This is a genomic window from Drouetiella sp., from assembly GCF_059504425.1.
This window is the reverse complement of sequence record NZ_JCACIN010000094.1, coordinates 1-19,103: the sequence shown is the minus strand read 5'-3', so window position 1 is coordinate 19,103 and position 19,103 is coordinate 1. Positions and strand designations below refer to the sequence as shown.

Here is a 19,103-nt window from a genome sequence, read left to right as displayed (position 1 = left end):
GGTTGCCGACAAAGGCATCGAGGTCGCCATCGCCATCAATATCGGCAAAGGTGGGGCTGCTGAAAGACCCGACATTGCTCAACCCGAAGGGGTTGGTGCGGGGGGCAGCAAAGTTGAGCGGCACTTGGTCGGCGATCCGCAATACGGCGGTGCGGGTGGTACCCAGGGTGTAGGACGAGGTGGGGGTGGCGGTGAGGGTGACGACCACCGTTTCGCTGGGGTCTACGACATTGTCGAGCAGGGGCGCGACGTTAATTGCGGCACTGGTGGCACCGGCGGCTACAGTGATGCTGCCGGTGAGGGCGGTGTAGTCGCTGCCCGCCGTAGCGCTGCCGCCGACGCTGTAGGTGACGGTGATGCCGCCTGCGGGAGCGGGGTCGCTGAGGGTGAGGAGGAATCTGCCGGTGATGGGGGTAGTAGTGCCTGCCTCGCTGGGAGTGGTGCCAGGGGCAATGCTGACGCGGGGAGTGGCATTCTTAAAAAACAGCGTGTTGCCATCAGCGTTGCCCACCAAAGCATCGAGGTCGCCATCGCCATCAATATCGACAAAGTTGGGCTTGCTGAAAAGCCCAACCTCGCTCAGCCCGAAGGGGTTGGTGATGGGGGTGGCAAAGCTGGGGACAGATGCTGTGCCATTGTTGCGATAAAACAGCGTGGTGCCGTCAAAGTTGCCGACGAAGGCATCGAGGTCGCCATCGCCATCGATATCGGCAAAGGTGGGCGCGCTGAGATCGTCCTCACTTAGCCCGAAGGGGTTGGTGATGGGGGTGGTAAAGCTGGGGACAGAAGCTATGCCAGTGTTGCGATAAAACAAGGTGTTGCCGTCAAGGTTGCCGACAAAGGCATCGAGGTCGCCATCGCCATCAATATCGGCAAAGGTGGGGCTGCTAGAAGCCCCGACATTGCTCAGCCCGAAGGGGTTGGTGATGGGGGCGGCAAAGCTGGGGGTAGCGGCATTGCCATTGTTGCGATAAAACAACGTGTCGCCCGGATTGTTGCCGACGAAGGCATCAAGGTCGCCATCGTCATCGATATCGGCAAAGGTGGGCTTGCTGAAACTCACGACGGTAAGTCCGAAGGGGTTGGTGATGGGGGCATTAAAACTGGGGAAAGAAGCGGTGCCACTGTTGCGATAAAACAAAGTGTTGCCATAATTGTTGCCGATGAAGGCATCGAGGTCGCCATCGCCATCGATATCGGCAAAGGTGGGCGTGATGAATTCCCCGGCATTGCTTAGCCCAAAGGGGTTGGTGAGGGGGGCATTAAAACTGGGGGTGGCCATAAGGGGTTCTCTCGCTTAGGTAATGATCAAGATCGAGGAAAATACGTTAGGTCAATGGGGCAAGATGATCGCCCCCGACTGCACCCTGTTCTACTGCACCTGTTCAGCCAACATCACCCGCCCTCATTGAGAGCGGATGAGCATAGTGAGCCAATCAACCCTCAGAGACGATCGCTTTGCAATTCAAGGTCAGCTGACCTCGCGATCGATTTGAGATAAAAGCTTTTGGTGCAAACGTGAAGACCTGCCTCTAGTGGGCATATTCAAGGTCTCAAGGTAAATGCATCATCGGTCTCACTGTGCCATGAGCCGCCAGAGGCAGGCAAGCCGATTTACTGAAGGTTTTCAAGATTTGCCAACGGCTTCATCTGTCCTTTACCCTCGGTTTGTTCGGCAAGGCTGCGCTCCAGATGCTTCACTAGCTGTGCCTCAATACCTTGCTGACGGCAGCTCGGCAACACATACAGCGACAGCAGCTCTGCCGTCTGGTCGGGCAACAGTTCGGCGATCGCCAACCCCACCATCTCGCCATTCACCGCCGCTGAGACTCCTAGCAATTCCCCCCGCTGCGGCTGGGTTTGCCAGCGTGTTTGCAGGCTGGGATAGGTGAACGCCTCATAGGGCAGCAGATTATCCGCATTGAGGTGATAGACCCGCTGATACTTGATTGCCGCCGGATCGAATTCCTGACTCTGAGGCGCTAATGCGGCAGCCGATTGCGGCAATCCCGATCGCGGCACCGCCTCTCGACCCGGACGCTTGACCGTAGGCTTGGTGATGACCAAGCCATTGGAGCCAGGGAACGTCACCAGCCGCTCAATGTCTTCATTTTGCAAGCCGATCGCCCTAGGCTGGCTGACTCCCGGCAGCACCACCACATCAAATAGTTCTTCGACCACGCCATCTAGATGCAGCCAGTGCAAAGTCTCCCCTGTGTTGAGGTCAATCATCATCAGTCCACACTGCGGCTCTGCTCCCTGTGCCGCCAGCCGCTCTTCTAAGGGCAACCCACCCAAACTACGCGATCGCAGCTTGGAAAGCCCCACGATGGCAACGTTGTTCCAGAAGGCAAGACCCCGCACAAAGCCGGGACAAAAGGCGATCGGCACAAATTTCGTTCCGTCTAGATAGCCCAGCTCTCCTGTACCAGAGTTGAGCAGCCATAATTTGCCGTTGTACCAGCGAGGCGAGTGGGGCATCGACAACCCTGTGGCAATGATCTCGCTGCTGGGCACATGCATGACAATACCGCCGCCTACCCGATGGTCGCGCCAGCCCGCAGCACTGTCCGTAGCGCTGCAAGCCGTGACGTAGGTGGCTTTACCCTCCACCATTGCCAGCCCATTCAGATGACAGCGATCTTCGGCAGCCAGCTTCGAGATAAACGGCGGCTGCCAGACTGGCGCAAAACTATAGCCCGGTTGCAGCCTCGCCAAACAGCTAAAGTCTGTGTTGACAAACAGCAGATTCTGCTGATTATCTAGCACAACATCATGGACATTCAGGTCACCCGTCGTATAAGACTGGCTGGGGACATAAAGGCGATCGCCCCCCTGATGACGCTCCTCTGGCATCAGGCGATTCTCAAATTGCCAGATCTGATAGCGGGTACTCATGTAAAGGCGTTGGCTTGGCTGTGCGGAACCTGTATCAGCTTGGGCATACAGACCCATGGGCTTGTCAAACAGGCGCTCATTCACGGTCAGCCCCTCTGCCTTGCTGCCCACCAGAAACAGTCGATTGGTTTGGTAAGTGGTGAAGGCTAAGCCAATCTGCGCTTGCTGCAACCAGGCAGCAAGATCTGGAGAACCCAGCATCGTTATGACAGCCGCAGCCGTGGGGGGAAACGAAGCAGCACTATCGCGATTAGATCCAGTCGTCATAGAGCATGAATAGAAATCATTTGGATGTGGCAAAATGCTCGACAGCAGGTGTATTCGCTGTCCCCCCGTTGGCTGAAACAATCTGCTGAAGTGCTCCATGCCTAGCAAACACTTGCAGATCCTGACCCCTTGATGCCGTACGTTTTTTCTACTGCAATTCAGGCACAATTTCTGCAAACAAAGTAGCCGATTCTTCTACAATCGTTCAATTTTCAGAGCAAAACTTTAGAGAAGCAATATCTGCAACGCCTGTTCTCACCACTCCTCATAAATTTGTGATGAAAATAAGGGCGATCGTCCTGACTGCAAGTGAATTTGTGGCAACGATGGGCGCGATCACCATCATGACAGCTGTAGTGATAACTGCGAGAGTGGCGATCGCTACTACCAACAGAGCAGTCATTATCTCAACTTTTAATCAGGTAACAACGATTGGTGTCAGGTCAATAACGGTTTCTTTGCAAAAGCGATCGCTGCCAGCTTCAACAACCCATTGATGGAGAGGTCTTCGTCCAGCGTTAGCCAATGGATTCCATAACCTGAAGCTTTTTGTCGCCCGTCTACATTTAACAATAGCTCAAGCTGCCTAAGCTTTGCCTCTCAGAAAACCAACTAGATTCTGTAAAAAGGAGTGACTGACGTTTGTTGCTCCACCTTGACCCATTGCACCACTTTGAGATGCGATCGGTTCCATTGATGCAGCGCTAATCGTGGTCTGTGGAACATCTGCCACCAGGGGCATTTCTTCGACAACTCCTGAAACAATTAATCGAAAAGCAATTTGCTGCACTTTTTCAGTCGTTAATTGAAGCTGCTTGGCGATGGCATTGAGAGACACTGCTCCATTCACAAACTCCCAGATCTGCCACTCGGATTGATTTAGACGCTGTTGAGGTTTGCCACTAATGGAGCTGACCAAAGCAGAAGTGGGTTCTGGCAACTTATCTGCTAAGGCAGACCAGTCTTTCAATGCGCGCAATCCTGCCAGCGTTACTTCAGTCGCTGGGGCGTTTAAACCCGTCATTTCAGCCGTGGGTAAGGGCACTTTTGCATCAAACTGAAACCATCCATCTTTGAGGGTAAATAACGCACAGACCTGCTGCATCACTTGAGCATAGAACAGTAATTTCAACTGCTCTGCATTCAACACATTTTGAGATTTGAGGCACAGACCCATTGGAGTACTAATAATACAGGACTGCGCCAGACGAGAAGCGGCGCGATCGCCTAACCATCCCCGTTGGCTGATTAATCTCAGGAGGCCTTGTTGATCAAGAGTATTGCCCGCTGCTACTATGCGTCCCTGGTTAAACCAAACATAGTAATTTTTTTGATCTTTGGAATCTGCGTCTGCTAAGACGCAAATGGTTAATAGCCCAACCTTGTTGCCCTGTTCTAAAAACTTAAAGAGTTCTGCCAAAGAGAACTCTGCCAAATACCCAGTGACTGCCATATTTCTCCTTGCTCTCTACAAATGCGGCATAACTAATGAAATAGATAGAGTTAGGCTAAATCTTAAATTTCTTTCTACACTAGGCATTCGCAGGTAGAGTGCTCGATGAGCTTGATGATGGCTTGTGCAACTGAAGCTGCTTCGGTTGCATTAACATTAATAATGGGAGGACATTCAAAGGGATTAGGATAACCTAGGGCAACACCGACGTTAGCAGGCTCCCAAGCATTGGGATGATCTACATGAGTCAAGCCGATAATCATCGGCACAGATGAACGTTGGTTCATAAATGTTAGAATCCGACGAGCATAGCGAAATTCACCAGGACGATGAGCTGCAACTAATAGAATGTAGGCATGAGCCTTGTGAATCAAAATATCCCACATAAAGTCAAAGCGAGATTGTCCCGGCGTTCCATAAAGATGTAGTGCCATATCGGGACCGAACTGAAGTCGTCCAAAATCGAAGGCAACAGTTGTTCTTTTCTTCAGTAGGAGCGTTTCATCAGTAGCTTGGCGATCGGTGTCTACCACTTCAATTTCACTGACTGAACGAATGAAGGTAGACTTTCCGGCTCCTACAGGTCCAGTAACGACCAAACGCATAATTTCCATTAAAATTTACTCAACCATAAGCGATATTGGGGTGTCGCTTGTAGAGACACAGCATTGCTATGCCTCTACAAAATTCATCTCTTCTCAGCAACCTTGATGTGATGTGTATCGGCTTGTTGATTGTCTGAATGGTCTAATCCTAGGTAAGGATTTCAAACTCCACAACATCATGGGTGCTGCCGCGTAGAACTGATTCAATTTGCTTACCGCGTAGCCGACAACCTGTCATCTGCTCCAGCGCACCTTGGATAGCACCCAGAGTGTAGGTCAACTTGCGACTCGATCCTTGTAGCTCTGCAGATGAGCAAATCGTTTCTCGGCAGGAGACACGGATTGTGGAATCTACAGTAATCTCATCTATGATGCAGAGGCGAGTTCCCTCTTTTCCCAATATCAAGTTGAGGCTGGCGGCGATCGCAGTGAGATCGGCTACGCTACTCTTTAGACCCAGCTGTTCAGCAATCTGCCTGCCCCGCGCTCGACCCGCTGAGATTAGAGCAATGGCAGCAGCTTTTTCTCCTAAGGCGTCCTCAATACCAATCACAACGGCTCTGAAGCAAATGATGCTGCTAAAGTCGCCAAGTTCAGGACGAACTGGAGCTGTGTTGATTAGGGTAGATGTTGTCACAGTATTAACCTCAAATTAGGGATGGGTATGAATGTAGTTCAGCGCTCAAAAATCAATAGAAAAGCGTTGATGTTTCTATAAACATTGACTGAAGCAGGAATGAGAATTCTACGCAAAATACTCTTTCACAAGGCTAAAACAATGATTGAAAAGCTTTCAGGGTAGGAGTAAAAGGGTTAGTTCCTATGCCAAGAGAAGCTTAAGTTCTGACAAAGTACGTTTTATCTCCAGCATTAATAGCCCTTGCTTGGCAGACTGGTTTGCAAGCACGAGAAATACAGCATCTTCACCACAGCTTGTCAGAACACCGTAGCCTTTCTCGCCCTCAACAAAGATTCGATCAACACTCCCTCTGGCAAGTTCACTGCCAATCCGTTCTCCCAGTGAAAGCATTGCTGCAGACATAGCAGATACCCGCTCTTCATCCATGCCTCCTGGGATGCTGGCAGCCAGAGGCAGACCATCTGGAGTTACCAGTGCGGCTCCTTCAACATCGTTAGTAGAAGTGACAAAGTTTTGTAGAATGCTGCTAAGCTTTTCGGTACTGATAGCCATTGTGATTTTCCTTTGAAGATTGGTAGACGTTAACTGTTTATTACTGTTCTTATTCTGGTGATTACAGAATAAGAGAAGCGATCGAAATATGCCTTTTAGATGTGTAGAGCAATACATCCAAAGATAATCGATATAAAGCATTACTAGCAGTAGAATCAACTCGATTAATTGCGATCGCAATAATTTCTGTGAGTCGCTCTTCAATGTTTCTTTCACTACGATCGAAAACGTTTGAAGACAAGATGCGTAGCGGAATGCAATAATAACTGTTTGGGATGTATGAATCTTTTATAACAATGTGTATTAGAGATGGTTACAGTGATAACACCGATTTTTGTTGATAGAAATCATTTGGCAGATAAAACAAGAGTTAAGAATAAATTCAGCTTGAATGAAGTGAAAAAACGTATAAAATTAATATTACTTAAAGATCGCAAGATTTTATTGAAACCTCTTTCCTTCAACCCTTTTGGCTATTCTAAGTAACTCGATTTAAGCAATAAGATAGTTGTTTAACTATTTTGATTAAGCAGATTAACTTAACTAGACAATCACTTCAATCTTATAAAGTGGATTCTCCACTCCTTGGGTGTAAGTAATTAACAAGAAGAGTTAGCTGTTCACATTCTGTCTGCTCGCAGCGGAGTTCTTGATTGCTGCACTTAAGCATTTAACTTCTAGATATTGAAAATTAATATTTTGCTTTAACAGAAGAAGGTTGCGAATTGAGTCGGCAGCAGATTAGAATCGAAGAGCTTAGCGATCGCACCAATTAAGACTCTCAAAGACGACTCACCTATTCCTCCAAAAGCTATTTTCTAAGCTTCTGGAATGTCATCAAAGTTTTGCAAAATGACTTGCGAACTTCTCTAGTATCGTATGCTGATAGTCTGTAGGCATAAGCATCACGGATTTCATAGGCATCCACATCTAGCCAGTATTTACAGTCTCTATTCCCTTTTTAAGCATGGATATGGGTAGTGGTATTTGGGTAAGGATTTTTAGTGGCGTAGGCTTTGCCTACGCCACTAAAAATCCTTACCTCTTAAGAACTACCGGATATGAATGGTTTCATTGTCTTCATTGAAGTAGAAGTGAAACCGCCAGCCCTGTAAAAATAAGATCGTAGGCACGGTAATACTAATGCTGAGCGTAGAGAGGCCATGTAGCATTCCTAATCTTCACCCTCATTTGCCCCCTGCTGAGTTGCATCCTGAAGCTCTGCCTTCAGATAGCCGCTTTTAGAGCTGTCTCCAGTTTGCTTAAGACATTTAGGGTGGGGCGCTTCGCGCCCCACCCTAAATGTCCCCGTCCTAACCGCCAAGGCGGTTGCTATGGTGCTGCTTCAATCAGAACAGTGCCCATGTGGTCAGCTCGGTTCCATAGCGCTACGCGCTTAGATCCAATGAGTTATTTTTGAGAGCCGCGCGGAGCGCGGCTCTCAAAAAATAACTCGTCCTAACTCAATTACGTAATGCCATACATGTCCAGCGGAGGGCGCAAATTTATCGATCGCTTCAATTAAGCGTAACGAAGCAGAACATTACCGTCAGGGACTAGGACGACTCATCGGCTCCACCAAAAACATGGTCGTCTGCTTCGAGCCTCTTTTCTGCCCCAATGTGCCAAAGCTATGTCAATGGCGTATCCCGAAATGTAACCCCAAACAGCTTTTCCAAGATTTCCAGCGGATTCTTATGAGGTAAACCCATTTCCACATGCAGCTTGTGCATGACAGACTGCTGCTCTCGCGTCATCCGTTGACTAGCCTGAGACGCAGAGCGAGCTAAATCGCGGAACGCAGTCATAATCACCGGAAAGGAGTTTTGCAGCGTCACAGCCGTTTCATGGGCTGCAAACTGCACAATGAGCCGCTTCGTTTTGCTGTTAGTCAATCGATAAATCCCGCTATCCGATCGCCCTTCAATCACCCACTTGGCATGGGGCATCGCCAATTCACTAATTGCAGCAAATAGCCGCAGTCTTTCTAGCACCTCATCACGTTGCTGAGGCTCTGTCAGATAATAAGTAGCGGTGTTTGCCTTGGGCAACTCAGTCAAGATAAATTTCTTGGGGCGAGGCATATTAGACATTGCGGGTACGGGCGGTGTAGGGGTCGAAGACACGATCGCCCCATTGTCTGCCAGTGCCGTTAATTGAGTAATAGTCTGAGCCGTTTGTGCAGAAACAGACAGCGATTCATGGTGCTGTACGTCCGCCAGCAGCTCGGTTCCTATCGGAGCAGCAGGAAGCTGAGCTGCACCTGAAGAGAACAAGCGAGTCTGGAGATCGAGAGGTAGCACAAGCAGCTCTACTTTCCAGCGATAGCGATCGAGTTCGCCTCCTTCATACATGCAGGTCGGATAATGGTATCGCTCTGAGCGGAGCAAGTCATAGCTCACCGGATCAAGATAGTCGAGAGAGAGGTAAATTTCAGGGCTATCTTCCTGCCCACGCTCAAAGGTGTAACCTGAAGGCGGAGGCTCGATCGCGACTAGACGCACCACCTGCACCTGAGAAGACTCTGAATCCACCAGCTTAAAAATGTTGTTGGGCGGCGTAAAAGCAATCCGTCCATCCGCATCTGGGAAGTAGCTGAGAGGAACCCCTTCCGGAACGTAGAAAAGTGCACCAATATAGCGATCGAGCTTAGGCTTGCGCCGCACCAGGTACACAAAATATTGGGTAGGATGCGCCAGGTTTAGCTTCTGAAACGAATAGTCTTTTTTTAGAACTAGCCGGGTGCAGCGTTCTGGTGGCTTCCTCGTGCTTGAAGCTTTGCCTTCTCGCGCCGCCAGTTCCGACTTGCCAAAGTCAATGACTTCCTGGGCTTGCTCTGCACTAAGCTGAGTCAGCAACAGTTGACAGAGCGTTTGCTTCGTTTGAAAGTCTAGCCGCGTTACTCGGTCAAACAGCTCAGTATGGCGAGACATCCGCCCTTCTAAAGCCGATAGCTGTGAGTGCAACAGTGGGGCAGTTGCAGCTTCTTGGTTAGATAAGTTGGTAACAGATGTGTTACCGCTGACTCGATCAAAAGGGGGAGGGTCAATCATATGACATGCGTGGGGTAGCGCTGTTTAAAACAAAGGCAGAGTCTAGACTGTCATCCTTAGACTATTGAAAGGAAGCGAAGAGGGGGCATCTATGGCAAGGAATAGGCTATCGAAAAATTGCTGAGAGCTGAGAGAAGATTGCAGAAGATTGCTCTATGCTTGCATCAAAACCTAGCTATTACCCTAAGCCTAGCCATTACTTTAAGTAAATACACTAAAAATCAGAATGTAAAAACGTCAGACACTACCCTGGCAAAAACCTTATCTCTAGCTTTAAATACTTAAACTTTAGAGGCGATCGCAGAAGTAAAACTTCGCCTTGAGATTAGATTAAAGCAGAGTTGATAGCCTTTCAACCTTGAGTGTTCCTCTTTATAAGACTGGCACACTCGATTTAGCTTACGGAGCATGACTCAACCTGAGTGCAAATTTTTCTGAAAGGGATGCTCCGTAGACCTTTCAGAAAAATTCACGCCTAGGATCAGCAGCGCCAGCTTACAGAACCTGGTTTAGCCTCAGATTGCACCCACTGAACAAGATTAATTAGAATATTTGGCGCTGAGAGCGTTCTAATTAGCTTCTTTTGACAATTCTTTTCTAAAGGGCACAGTTCATAAATGCTTCGCGAGATCGGCTCAATAAAGTACGGATCTCCTGTCATAGCCCTGTAGATCTGAATATACGGTCGAAACCCGTTTCACCCCTCAGTCATCAGGGTCAGCATCACCGTGAACCTCCGCAGAACGCCAGGAAGCATCACATGGATTTAAAGCTAAAAGGAATCCCCGAAGAGCAAGCCTTAACTTACTTGCGCTTTGTGATCGATCACGTTTTGCCAGCCACGTGCCTGTATGATGCCCAAGGAAACGTCCTCCATGCCAACGAAAAGTTTGTGGTTTTGGTACAGCGATCGCGCTCTGATTTAACCTTCCTTGCCTATTTCTCAGCCTGGATACCGGGTAAAACTCTGGAAGCTCTTTGGGGTGCTGCCCTGCGGGGAGATCCGGCAACATTTGTCCTCCAGACTCCTCTCATGCCGCACCCTGTTAGCTGCTCTCTGCACTCGCCCATTCCAGGGGGAGTCGTTATGCTGAAGGTTGATACCGAGTACAAAACCCCTCAGATCGCCCAAAATTCTCTAGCCGCAAACCTTGAGCCAAACTTTGAGCTAAACCTTGAACCAAACTTTGCACAACTGTTCAATACGCCCAGCTTAGCGATCGCCTTAATGAACTGCAAAGGTCAAGGATTCCGCTTTAACGATCGCTTTCGTCAAACGTTTTGTAGCTCTAATGATAGCTCTGATGATGTGTCGCCTCTCTCGTTAGACAATTTAGTGCATCCAGAAGACCAAGACTTGGACACAGATCTACGGCAGCGACTCATAGCGGGCGAATTGCCTCACTACACGATCGAGCAGCGATTTATTGCCGCCAATCAAGATGTAATTTGGATGAACAAGACGGTGCTACTCACCCCTGCTCCCTCTAGTCGGATAGGCAGCAATCTTACAAGTGATAGCCAATCAAGCGATAGCCAATCAAGCGATAGCCAATACTTAACGGTGCTGCTAGAAGACATCACCGAAACCAAAAAGGTCTACCACGCGCTTGCCTGGTCTGAAGGGAAATGGCATGAATTTGTTTCAACTAGCTCAAACCTCTATTTGGAATGCGGTCTAGCCGGACAAATTGTCTATGCCAGCTCCATGATTAATCCAATTTTGGGCTACAGTGCCGATGAGGTATTGGACAGCTACTTATCCGACTTTATCCATCCAGAAGATTTAAATCATTTTGATCAGGCTCTTAGATCCTGGACAAACCGCTTGGAAACAGGTAGACCTGGCATTGAATGTCGATGGCAGCACAAAACAGGCGAATGGATTTATCTCTATTTACAGGGCAAACGGTTTGCTCCATCGGTGGAGAGCAGTACGCTGCTGATTCAGGCTTACAATGTCACCGATCGCCGCATTTTAGAAGAAGAATTGACTCGGTTTAAGGTATTGGCGCTGAATATTCCGGGCGCAACGTTTCGGTGCAGTGCCGATTACTGCATGGGATATCTGAGCCATAAAATTGAGGAGATTACTGGATATCCAGCCACAGATTTTATCAACGATCGCGTCCGCTCTTATCTCAGCATCGTCTACCCGCCCGATCGCCAAAAGCTGCTTTCTAAGATCAGGATGAGAGCTGGCTCATACTCAGTAGAGTATCGGATTGTTCGGGCAAATGGATCGCTACGACAGGTGTGTGAACGGGGTCAGCGCACGTTTGACCGCAATGGCAATCTGCTCTGGATGGATGGGATTATTTGGGATAGCGATCGCCAGCCCAATAATCAGCACGGGAGTCTACAGGGCAGCACGTCAAAAAACATCATGCAATCCCTCCCCAACCGCGCATCTGAGTCTATTAACTTGAATGAAGAGCACATTATGCAAAATTCTCTTCCTCATCTGAAAGCGGCCTACACATCTCGTAATTCAAGTAGTTGGGAGTCTCACTAGAAGCAGCAGGTCTTTTCAGCTTTTCTTCAGAGTGCGTTATCGAAAGAATGAGCGGGAATAATAGGGGTAAGGGGGTTGCCCCTTCACCCCAAACCCAATGATCTTCTAGTTTAATAAACGCCTAGCTACTTATCTCAACCCTTGCAATGATGGGCGATCTCTTTTCCGCGATTGGCGGAACACCTGATGCTGTGCTTGATTTCATCACGACCCAGCTCCTTGACCCGATCGCCGTCTACAGCGAGACGGGTGAGGCTCTTTACCTGAGTTCAGCCTTTCTGGATCATGTGCAGCTTCTAGGCAGCAACTTTTTTGCCGACTTTGCGGACAAAACTTCAATCAATCTGGCAGAACTATGGCAGCGATCGATCGCAGGTCATTCTGCCTCATTTCTTTTGTATGAGGAAAAAGTGCAGTGTTCCCTACAATTTTTTCCTCAACGGAAGCTTATGTTTGTGCTGGCTAAACTTCCTGAAGCTGAAGGGATTGCTCGCAACCAGCGCGAGCGGACAGGCATTGAAGCAAAATGGGCAGCCTTTGCGCGCCATAGCCTAAATTTATTTCTAGAAGCAGATGAGACTGGAAAAATCATCTACTCTACTCCTGCGATCGAGCAAGTTTTAGGCTATGACGTGAATCAGGCGCTAGGCTACTATCTGCTCGATTTAATTCATCCGCAGGATATCAACGATTTTGACCTGATCTATCGCCTCTGGCTCAACGGTATCGAACCTGCCAAACGCGGGATTGAATGTCGATGGAAAACAGCCGCCAATGACTGGGTTTATCTCTACGTTCAGCGGCTGCGGGTCAATGTTGACTCAGGCAAACCTCGTATGATGCTAACGGCATACAATATTACCGATCGCAAGCTCTTAGAAGCAGAGCTACAGGCTAGCGAACAAAAGTTTCGATCGCTGGTTCTAAATATGCCCGGAGCAGCTTTTCGGTGCGATGGCTCCTATACAATGGGCTATATTAGCGAGGGCATTCAGGATGTAAGCGGCTACCTATCTAGCGATTTTATTAACGATCGCACTCGCTCATTTCTCAGCATTGTGCACCCAGAAGATGTTGAGTTGATTGAATCCTCCATCGAAGCTGCAATGCAGGATAACCATGCCAATATCTTGGAATACCGAATTGTTCATGCTGACGGCAGTATTCGCTGGATGTCAGAGCACCGTCAAGGCGTATTTCATAACGGTAACTTGCTTTGGTTTGACGGCATTTTGCTAGACATTAGCGATCGCAAACGAGCAGAAGCCCAGCTTCAGCAGAGCAAAGCAATGAATCATGCGATGATGCAATCTATGATGGAGTCTACACCTGATTTGGTCATGCGCTTATCGAGTGCCGGAGAAATTTTGAGCATTTATTCCGATCGCTACTCAGATCATAAGTTGGACGCGATCGCCCCTTTTCCCTATCTCTCTCAAGATAAAGTTGGGCATCATCTGAATGAGTTCCTCCCTCACCCTTTAAGCGAACAGTGCATGATCTATGTTGATCGGGCGCTAAAGACAGGTGAAATACAGGTGGAATTTAGAATACCCAATAGCGATCGTATGGGAGAAGCGCGAATTACCGTTATTGGAAAGAACGAAGTGTTAGCAATTGTACGCGAGATTACAGAACACCGAAGAGTACGATAGTATTTGGGAATCCTATGAGCGCGCCAATGGACTTTCAATTGCTCGGTCGGCGATCGGGCAAGCACAAGCTGAAAGCATCAATAAAACAGAGGTTTGGCGGAGCCTGTGCTTACTGTGGATGCACTCCTCGTTCTCTGACCTTAGATCACATCGTGGCGCGATCGAAAGGCGGGGCAGACGTGAGGTCAAACTTAGCTGCCGTTTGCCAACGCTGCAACCTCAGCAAAGGAAGCCGTCCACTCTGGCAGTGGTGGCAATCGTCTAACTGCTGGAACGAGGAGCGAGCAATCCAATTTGCCGCCACTGTCTTGATTTGTCAGATATGGCAAACTGGCGACAGCAACGCCGATTGAGTCAGCGTGAACTTACAGAGAGTTAAGAAACCATAGTTGCCTGGTGCCTTGCCTATCTGAAGCTCAGTGCGGTTAGCCGTTGCGGTATCGATACCCCCGTCAACTCAGCTGATGCCTATCTCCCTGATCCGCTTCAGATTCCTGATCTTTGGCTTGAATTGCCATGAGTTCTGGCACTGTGACAAAACGATAGCCTTGGTGCCGCAAAGCTGAGATGATTTGTGGCAGAGCTTCAATCGTTGCCGAGCGATCGCCCCCTCCATCATGCATCAATACAATTCGACCGGGCTGAGCATTCTTTAACACATTATCGATGAGGATCGGCGACGACACATAGTGATCTTCTGAATCGATCGACCAGAGGGTGGTCGCATACTTGCGCTCACGGGCGTAGGTCGCCAGTCTGCCGTTAAGCTGTCCACTTGGTGGACGAAAGAGTGCTGCCCTCACGCCAGTGGTTTCATGAATCAGCTTTTCCATGCCATCGATTTCATAGGCGGCATCCGCAAGGTTGACATCCTCTAGCGGGTGGCTCCAGGTGTGGTTACCGATCGTATGACCTTCCTGAGCTACGCGCTTCGCCAGTTCTGGATGACGCTTGATATGCAGCCCCACCATAAAGAAGGTCGCTTTAATATTATTTTGCTTCAAAATATCCAAAACTTGCTCAGTCGTCTCCGGCCACGGCCCGTCATCAAACGTTAGCGCCATCACCTTCTCCTGATTGACAGGAGCCACCTGCAACACCGTTTTGCCCTGAAACTGTTCGGGTACTTGTTCGGGTACCGTAATCACATCGTGCTGGGAAGAACTGCTGATCTGAGCCTGCATCAGCGAAAGCTGCGATCTTTCCGGCAGATGAGCCAAGGTTGCTAGGGGCTGCGCGGCAAAAAACTTGCTCAATGCCTTACTCAACTCTACATAGAGCAAGCGATAGCCAATGTAGAATCCTGCTAACGTGACGCTGCTCAAAAGCACCGATCGCAAAAACTGAAAGCGAAAGCTATCCTGCCGCTGGTTGAGTCGCGCCGTGCGCATCTGGCGAAGTCGTTGGCTATTGGCAGGCGTATTAATGCGGACAGACTGCTGCCACAGCACTTTGGAATTACCGCTCATCCGAGCCACAATCCGTACGCCAAAAATTTCTCGTGAGTTTAGCGTCCATAGTCGATAGCAAATAAAGCGCACTAGGCGATCGCGCAAGTTCATGCAAACCTCTTTGCGGGCAGGCTGCTGAAAATCGACAAAAATCTTGAGATAGTACCTGACATCCGCAGGTCGCACCTGCACGGCAACCCCCTGCGCCGAGAGCAAGCTATTCATCCAGTAGGCGATCGCTTGGCAGTTGCCCGCCTGTGCTAGCTCAATGACAGAAGGGTGATAGAGCGCATCTGTGGAGCTAGTATCCGAATAGGTACTTGAGTAAGTCGAGTAAGTCATGCCCAATCCTTGATGCAAGTCACATTATCCATTCTTAAAGCGATCCCCAAATGATCCCCAAGATGATCCCCGAAAGCAGATTTCCCAAAAAACTGCTGCACACAGCACGTAGAGTCATACAGGTAGAGTGACGGTCTATACATGTTGTTGATTTTTTTGAAAGGGGCGCTCAGCGCCCCTTTCAAAAAAATCAACAACATATTTGAAACACAACCTAAATAGCATCAGCCCGCAAATAACTGACGCATAAAGGGTAGCGCATTGCTTAGAAAGCGAGAAGAGTAATTTGGAATTCAAAAATGCTGGGAATATCTCCGGCTCGTAGGTGCGGTACAGCAGAAAGACTGGCACATCAGAATCATGTCTTTGGAGAATTGCAGGGCATAACCGAAGGTGAGGAGTGAATAGGATGCAGATGCCCGAAGCAAATTAGACGCTCGTTCGCTTCTTAAGCTCTGTGTAAAACCAATATGTAGAACCAATGGTGTGGTTGAAGGAGTGCAAGCATGGAGAGATTTTTAGGTGCCCTTTCCATAACGCTATTGTTGTCTGGATGGGCGGCAATTACCCAGTTTCAGAGTCCCTATCAGAGTCCACAAAATTCTGTGGTTCAGTTCGCCCAGGCTGAGGCGATCCCCGATCGCTCACAGTTAATCGATATTTTGGCCAGAGTGCTGAAAGTCAATCAATCTCAAGCCGTTCATTTTTCACGCGATCGATTCCATCATGCTCAGGCGAGTCGGCAAGTTTCTGTCGTTTCCTCTCAAAATATGTCGCCTTTTGGCAAGATATACGGCGATATCCAAACCACGCTGCTCGGCACCTTCACGCCTTAGTGTCGGCAATGGCAATATCCCTATCTGCCTGTCCCTAGCACTCAGAAAAATTGACAAGATGATTTTGTAAAGTTATCTTGACGACATAAAACTGGGCTGAGAGGCTGAATAATCTATCAGAGCTTCAGAGAACATTCAGAAGGATTTTTAATTCCTTTAACCTAATGTTATGAATCTGTGGCTATCCTGGATAGGGAGCGATTTTTCACCTAGTACACGCAACATCTAGACCACGCAGCATTCGCTCAATCTCGCTGATTAGCTGATTATCAGCTCTATTGACCATCCCTCTACTGACCATCCACTGACCATCAACGCATCGATCGCTAACCCGTCAACTGTTAACCCGTCAACCGCTAACACATGAGATAGCCTACACATCAGAAGGCAAACTAGAAAGGCACAACACTTTATGGGTTCTTCTTCTACACTTCGACCAGCTTCTATGCTTCCCAATAGCGCACCTCAATGCGACATCTTTAGACCCCTTCGGCAATGGCTCGATCGCTTTGAGGTTCAGGATCGCCAGCTTGCTCACCGCATTGCCAAACTGGTTCCGGCTCAATGTCCCTTCGAGCGAGACATAAAATTCCGAGGGCGAACTCTAGCCCACATTCCACCCCTCTGCAAGCTCAATCCTCTGTACGAGCAGCTTGTAGGATTACGCTTCCGGGCGCTTTGCTATCTCGTTGATGAATGTGGAGAAGATATCCAGTCCTATTGCTAGCTATGGATAATCCTGCGATCGAGCCGCTTCTCAACGACCTCAAAAACTCAGACGAATCTGTGCGAGAGCAGGCTACCCAAGAGCTTTGGCGCCTCTGGTTTCAGCAGAAAGGGGCTTACGGCTTAGATTTGCTCAAACAGAGCCAAATTCTCCTAGAGTCAGGTCAGCTTGAGGCGGCAGAATCTATCTTGAGTGATCTGGTTCAAGATCAGCCAGATTTTTCTGAGGCATGGAATCGGCGCGCCGTGCTTTACTATTTGCAGGGCGAATACTACAAGGCTCTGGCAGATTGTCAGCAGGTTATAAGGCTCAACCCGTCTCACTTTGGGGCATTGCACGGCATGGGGCTGTGTCTGGCTGCCCTCGCAGACTATCGCAGCGCCATCCAAACCTTTCGCCGTGCGCTGACCATTCAGCCCTATGCGCTGGAAAACCAACGGCTGATTCTAGAATGCACTGCCCGACTGAGCTAGAGAGCGATCGCCGCTTTCAGGGTATGGGCATCTACACCTAAATAGCTAGGGGTCAGTAGATCGCAAGGTCTTCCTATTTTCCTAAGAACTGGATTTCAAAGGCGCGGAGCGCCTTTGAAATCCAGTTCTTAGGGTTTTGTGGCGCGCTCCGCGCCACAAAACCCTAACTTGCGATCTACTGGGGGTGGCTAACCGAACTCACTTACCCCTGTTAATCTATTCCTCTGCCAACCTAGAATAAAACTCAGCAGCTTAGCTTACCTAAGCCAAGCTCGCGTTGAAAGTTTAAGCAGCTTTAGTCTTTTTGGGTTTACGACGCATGATCACTCGCATCTTGGCAATGCTTTTGGGAGTGGTGCTGGCTCTAAGTCCACTCCAGCCTCCTGTTTGGGCAGTTTCGATCGCCCCTCCTCAACCCCAGTCGGTATCCCAGTCAGCAGTTCCCCCTTCACCCCCGTCTATCAAGACGGCTCAAGCGATTCCTCGCAGCAGCACTAGCTTCGTTGCTGCCGTCGTCGATAGTGTGGGTCCAGCAGTCGTCAGAATTGATACTGAGCGCACCATTACCCGCAGCGCTGACCCATTTTCCAGCGACCCTTTCTTTCGCCGCTTCTTTGGTGAGGGGGGTATGTCTATGAATCCCTATGAGGAGCGGCTGCAAGGGCAAGGCTCCGGTTTCATTGTGGACAAAAACGGCACAATTTTGACCAACGCCCATGTCGTAGATCAAGCCGATCGCGTCACGGTCAACCTCAAGGACGGACGGCGCATGGAAGGCAAGGTGCTGGGCGTAGATGAAGTCACCGATCTGGCTGTCGTCAAGATTGATGTCTCTGGCGAAGATTTGCCGATCGCGAGCCTAGGCGATTCCGAGCAGGTGCGGGTGGGAGACTGGGCGATCGCCGTGGGCAATCCGCTCGGCTTGGATAACACCGTAACGCTGGGAATCATCAGCACGCTCAATCGCTCTAGCGCTTTAGTGGGTATTCCAGACAAGCGGTTAGACTTTATCCAGACTGATGCTGCCATTAACCCAGGCAATTCTGGCGGTCCTTTGCTGGATGAGCAGGGCGAAGTCATTGGCATCAATACTGCAATTCGCGCTAATGCCATGGGGATCGGCTTTGCGATTCCGATTAACAAAGCTAAAGAGATTATGCCGAAGCTGATTCAAGGTCAGCAGGTGTCGCATCCCTATCTGGGTGTGCAAATTGCTACGCTGACTCCCGATCTGGCAAAGCAAAATAATAGCGATCCCAATGCGACCGTCATGCTGCCAGAACTGAATGGTGCCCTGGTGGTGGGTGTAGTGCCTGACTCACCCGCAGCCAACGGCGGCATCCGTCGAGGCGATGTGATTACACAAATTGATGGGCAGGGAGTCAGCACCGCCGATCAGTTGCAGGGATGGGTCGATCGCACTCAGGTCGGTCAATCTATCCGGGTGACAGTCAAACGTGGTGATGGAACTCAGCAGCTGTCGGTGCGCACGGCTGAGTTGCGGTCTGCTAAGGCGCGCTAAGCCAAAACATTTCGAGTCGTAAAAGGGGGCGCTGGGCGCTCCTTTTTTATTGGCGCGAATGATATAGCGCTACGCACATACGTTAGGACACTCTTTAAAGGCAGCATCAACGCA

General features: G+C 49.3%; 18 protein-coding genes. 8 read left to right on the top strand and 10 right to left on the bottom strand.

All coding sequences use genetic code 11. The features are described from left to right. Both AC5JMP_RS22375 and AC5JMP_RS22370 read right to left on the bottom strand, forming a co-directional pair. The coding region (locus AC5JMP_RS22375; protein WP_495853712.1) for an FG-GAP-like repeat-containing protein at positions 1-1,282 on the bottom strand (1,282 nt) is incomplete at its 3' end. Positions 1,283-1,614: 332 nt separating this feature from the next. Continuing rightward, a complete protein-coding gene (locus AC5JMP_RS22370) occupies positions 1,615-3,165 on the bottom strand; it encodes a TIGR03032 family protein (RefSeq protein ID WP_495853711.1) in 1,551 nt (516 codons plus the stop codon). A 275-nt stretch (positions 3,166-3,440) separates the two neighbouring features. Here AC5JMP_RS22370 and AC5JMP_RS22365 point away from each other — a divergent pair, with 275 nt between their 5' ends. Continuing rightward, positions 3,441-3,662 (top strand): hypothetical protein, encoded by a 222-nt coding sequence (locus tag AC5JMP_RS22365; protein ID WP_495853714.1) that lies wholly within the window; start codon positions 3,441-3,443, stop codon positions 3,660-3,662. On the opposite strand, the gene AC5JMP_RS22360 is transcribed toward AC5JMP_RS22365, so the two are convergent. From AC5JMP_RS22360 to AC5JMP_RS22330, 7 genes are all read right to left on the bottom strand, one after another. Beyond that, positions 3,604-3,738, bottom strand: a complete 135-nt coding sequence (locus tag AC5JMP_RS22360) for a DUF2442 domain-containing protein (protein WP_495853710.1) — start codon at positions 3,736-3,738, stop codon at positions 3,604-3,606. The two genes, AC5JMP_RS22365 and AC5JMP_RS22360, sit on opposite strands and share 59 nt — an antisense overlap. A 13-nt stretch (positions 3,739-3,751) precedes the next feature. Beyond that, entirely contained in the window at positions 3,752-4,618 is an 867-nt protein-coding gene (locus tag AC5JMP_RS22355) for a DUF4388 domain-containing protein (RefSeq protein ID WP_495853709.1), read from the bottom strand. Between the two features lie 74 nt (positions 4,619-4,692). Continuing rightward, positions 4,693-5,232 carry a GTP-binding protein gene (locus AC5JMP_RS22350; protein ID WP_495853708.1) on the bottom strand — a complete coding sequence of 180 codons (540 nt, stop codon included), beginning with the start codon at positions 5,230-5,232 and terminating at the stop codon, positions 4,693-4,695. A 139-nt stretch (positions 5,233-5,371) separates the two neighbouring features. After that, entirely contained in the window at positions 5,372-5,860 is a 489-nt protein-coding gene (locus tag AC5JMP_RS22345) for a hypothetical protein (protein ID WP_495853707.1), read from the bottom strand. A gap of 183 nt (positions 5,861-6,043) precedes the next feature. After that, complete coding sequence (locus tag AC5JMP_RS22340; protein ID WP_495853706.1) at positions 6,044-6,415, bottom strand: roadblock/LC7 domain-containing protein; 372 nt, start codon at positions 6,413-6,415, stop codon at positions 6,044-6,046. Between the two features lie 1,174 nt (positions 6,416-7,589). After that, entirely contained in the window at positions 7,590-7,739 is a 150-nt protein-coding gene (locus AC5JMP_RS22335; RefSeq protein WP_495853705.1) for a hypothetical protein, read from the bottom strand. 307 nt (positions 7,740-8,046) lie between these two features. After that, a complete protein-coding gene (locus AC5JMP_RS22330) occupies positions 8,047-9,468 on the bottom strand; it encodes a hypothetical protein (protein WP_495853704.1) in 1,422 nt (473 codons plus the stop codon). A 760-nt stretch (positions 9,469-10,228) separates the two neighbouring features. On the opposite strand from AC5JMP_RS22330, the gene AC5JMP_RS22325 reads away from it, so the two are divergent. The 3 genes from AC5JMP_RS22325 (at position 10,229) to AC5JMP_RS22315 (ending at position 13,991) form a co-directional block, all read left to right on the top strand. After that, positions 10,229-11,983: a PAS domain-containing protein gene (locus AC5JMP_RS22325; RefSeq protein WP_495853703.1), complete on the top strand. Its 1,755-nt coding sequence runs from the start codon at positions 10,229-10,231 to the stop codon at positions 11,981-11,983. A gap of 146 nt (positions 11,984-12,129) precedes the next feature. After that, the gene (locus AC5JMP_RS22320; RefSeq protein ID WP_495853702.1) at positions 12,130-13,638 is read left to right on the top strand and encodes a PAS domain-containing protein; all 1,509 of its coding nucleotides are present in this window, start codon (positions 12,130-12,132) and stop codon (positions 13,636-13,638) included. 14 nt (positions 13,639-13,652) lie between these two features. Continuing rightward, on the top strand, positions 13,653-13,991 hold the full coding sequence (locus tag AC5JMP_RS22315) for an HNH endonuclease (protein ID WP_495853701.1): 339 nt from the start codon (positions 13,653-13,655) through the stop codon (positions 13,989-13,991). Positions 13,992-14,090: 99 nt separating this feature from the next. Here AC5JMP_RS22315 and AC5JMP_RS22310 read toward each other — a convergent pair whose 3' ends face one another. Further along, a complete protein-coding gene (locus tag AC5JMP_RS22310) occupies positions 14,091-15,431 on the bottom strand; it encodes a polysaccharide deacetylase family protein (protein ID WP_495853700.1) in 1,341 nt (446 codons plus the stop codon). A 506-nt stretch (positions 15,432-15,937) separates the two neighbouring features. Between AC5JMP_RS22310 and AC5JMP_RS22305 the strand changes: the two genes are divergently transcribed. The 4 genes from AC5JMP_RS22305 (at position 15,938) to AC5JMP_RS22290 (ending at position 18,989) form a co-directional block, all read left to right on the top strand. Next, complete coding sequence (locus tag AC5JMP_RS22305; protein ID WP_495853699.1) at positions 15,938-16,267, top strand: hypothetical protein; 330 nt, start codon at positions 15,938-15,940, stop codon at positions 16,265-16,267. Between the two features lie 445 nt (positions 16,268-16,712). Further along, a complete protein-coding gene (locus AC5JMP_RS22300) occupies positions 16,713-16,994 on the top strand; it encodes a Mo-dependent nitrogenase C-terminal domain-containing protein (protein WP_495853698.1) in 282 nt (93 codons plus the stop codon). A 2-nt stretch (positions 16,995-16,996) separates the two neighbouring features. Then, positions 16,997-17,467, top strand: a complete 471-nt coding sequence (locus tag AC5JMP_RS22295; protein ID WP_495853697.1) for a tetratricopeptide repeat protein — start codon at positions 16,997-16,999, stop codon at positions 17,465-17,467. Positions 17,468-17,786: 319 nt separating this feature from the next. Beyond that, positions 17,787-18,989 (top strand): HhoA/HhoB/HtrA family serine endopeptidase, encoded by a 1,203-nt coding sequence (locus tag AC5JMP_RS22290; RefSeq protein WP_495853696.1) that lies wholly within the window; start codon positions 17,787-17,789, stop codon positions 18,987-18,989. Positions 18,990-19,103 lie beyond the last annotated feature (114 nt).

Coding starts and splice junctions, on each gene's coding strand:
- AC5JMP_RS22300 (WP_495853698.1), top strand. CDS start 16,713: ATGCTTCCCAATAGCGCACCTCAATGCGACATCTTTAGACCCCTTCGG.
- AC5JMP_RS22290 (WP_495853696.1), top strand. CDS start 17,787: ATGATCACTCGCATCTTGGCAATGCTTTTGGGAGTGGTGCTGGCTCTA.
- AC5JMP_RS22295 (WP_495853697.1), top strand. CDS start 16,997: ATGGATAATCCTGCGATCGAGCCGCTTCTCAACGACCTCAAAAACTCA.
- AC5JMP_RS22320 (WP_495853702.1), top strand. CDS start 12,130: ATGATGGGCGATCTCTTTTCCGCGATTGGCGGAACACCTGATGCTGTG.
- AC5JMP_RS22370 (WP_495853711.1), bottom strand. CDS start 3,165: ATGACGACTGGATCTAATCGCGATAGTGCTGCTTCGTTTCCCCCCACG.
- AC5JMP_RS22305 (WP_495853699.1), top strand. CDS start 15,938: ATGGAGAGATTTTTAGGTGCCCTTTCCATAACGCTATTGTTGTCTGGA.
- AC5JMP_RS22310 (WP_495853700.1), bottom strand. CDS start 15,431: ATGACTTACTCGACTTACTCAAGTACCTATTCGGATACTAGCTCCACA.
- AC5JMP_RS22355 (WP_495853709.1), bottom strand. CDS start 4,618: ATGGCAGTCACTGGGTATTTGGCAGAGTTCTCTTTGGCAGAACTCTTT.
- AC5JMP_RS22315 (WP_495853701.1), top strand. CDS start 13,653: ATGAGCGCGCCAATGGACTTTCAATTGCTCGGTCGGCGATCGGGCAAG.
- AC5JMP_RS22325 (WP_495853703.1), top strand. CDS start 10,229: ATGGATTTAAAGCTAAAAGGAATCCCCGAAGAGCAAGCCTTAACTTAC.
- AC5JMP_RS22330 (WP_495853704.1), bottom strand. CDS start 9,468: ATGATTGACCCTCCCCCTTTTGATCGAGTCAGCGGTAACACATCTGTT.
- AC5JMP_RS22340 (WP_495853706.1), bottom strand. CDS start 6,415: ATGGCTATCAGTACCGAAAAGCTTAGCAGCATTCTACAAAACTTTGTC.
- AC5JMP_RS22350 (WP_495853708.1), bottom strand. CDS start 5,232: ATGGAAATTATGCGTTTGGTCGTTACTGGACCTGTAGGAGCCGGAAAG.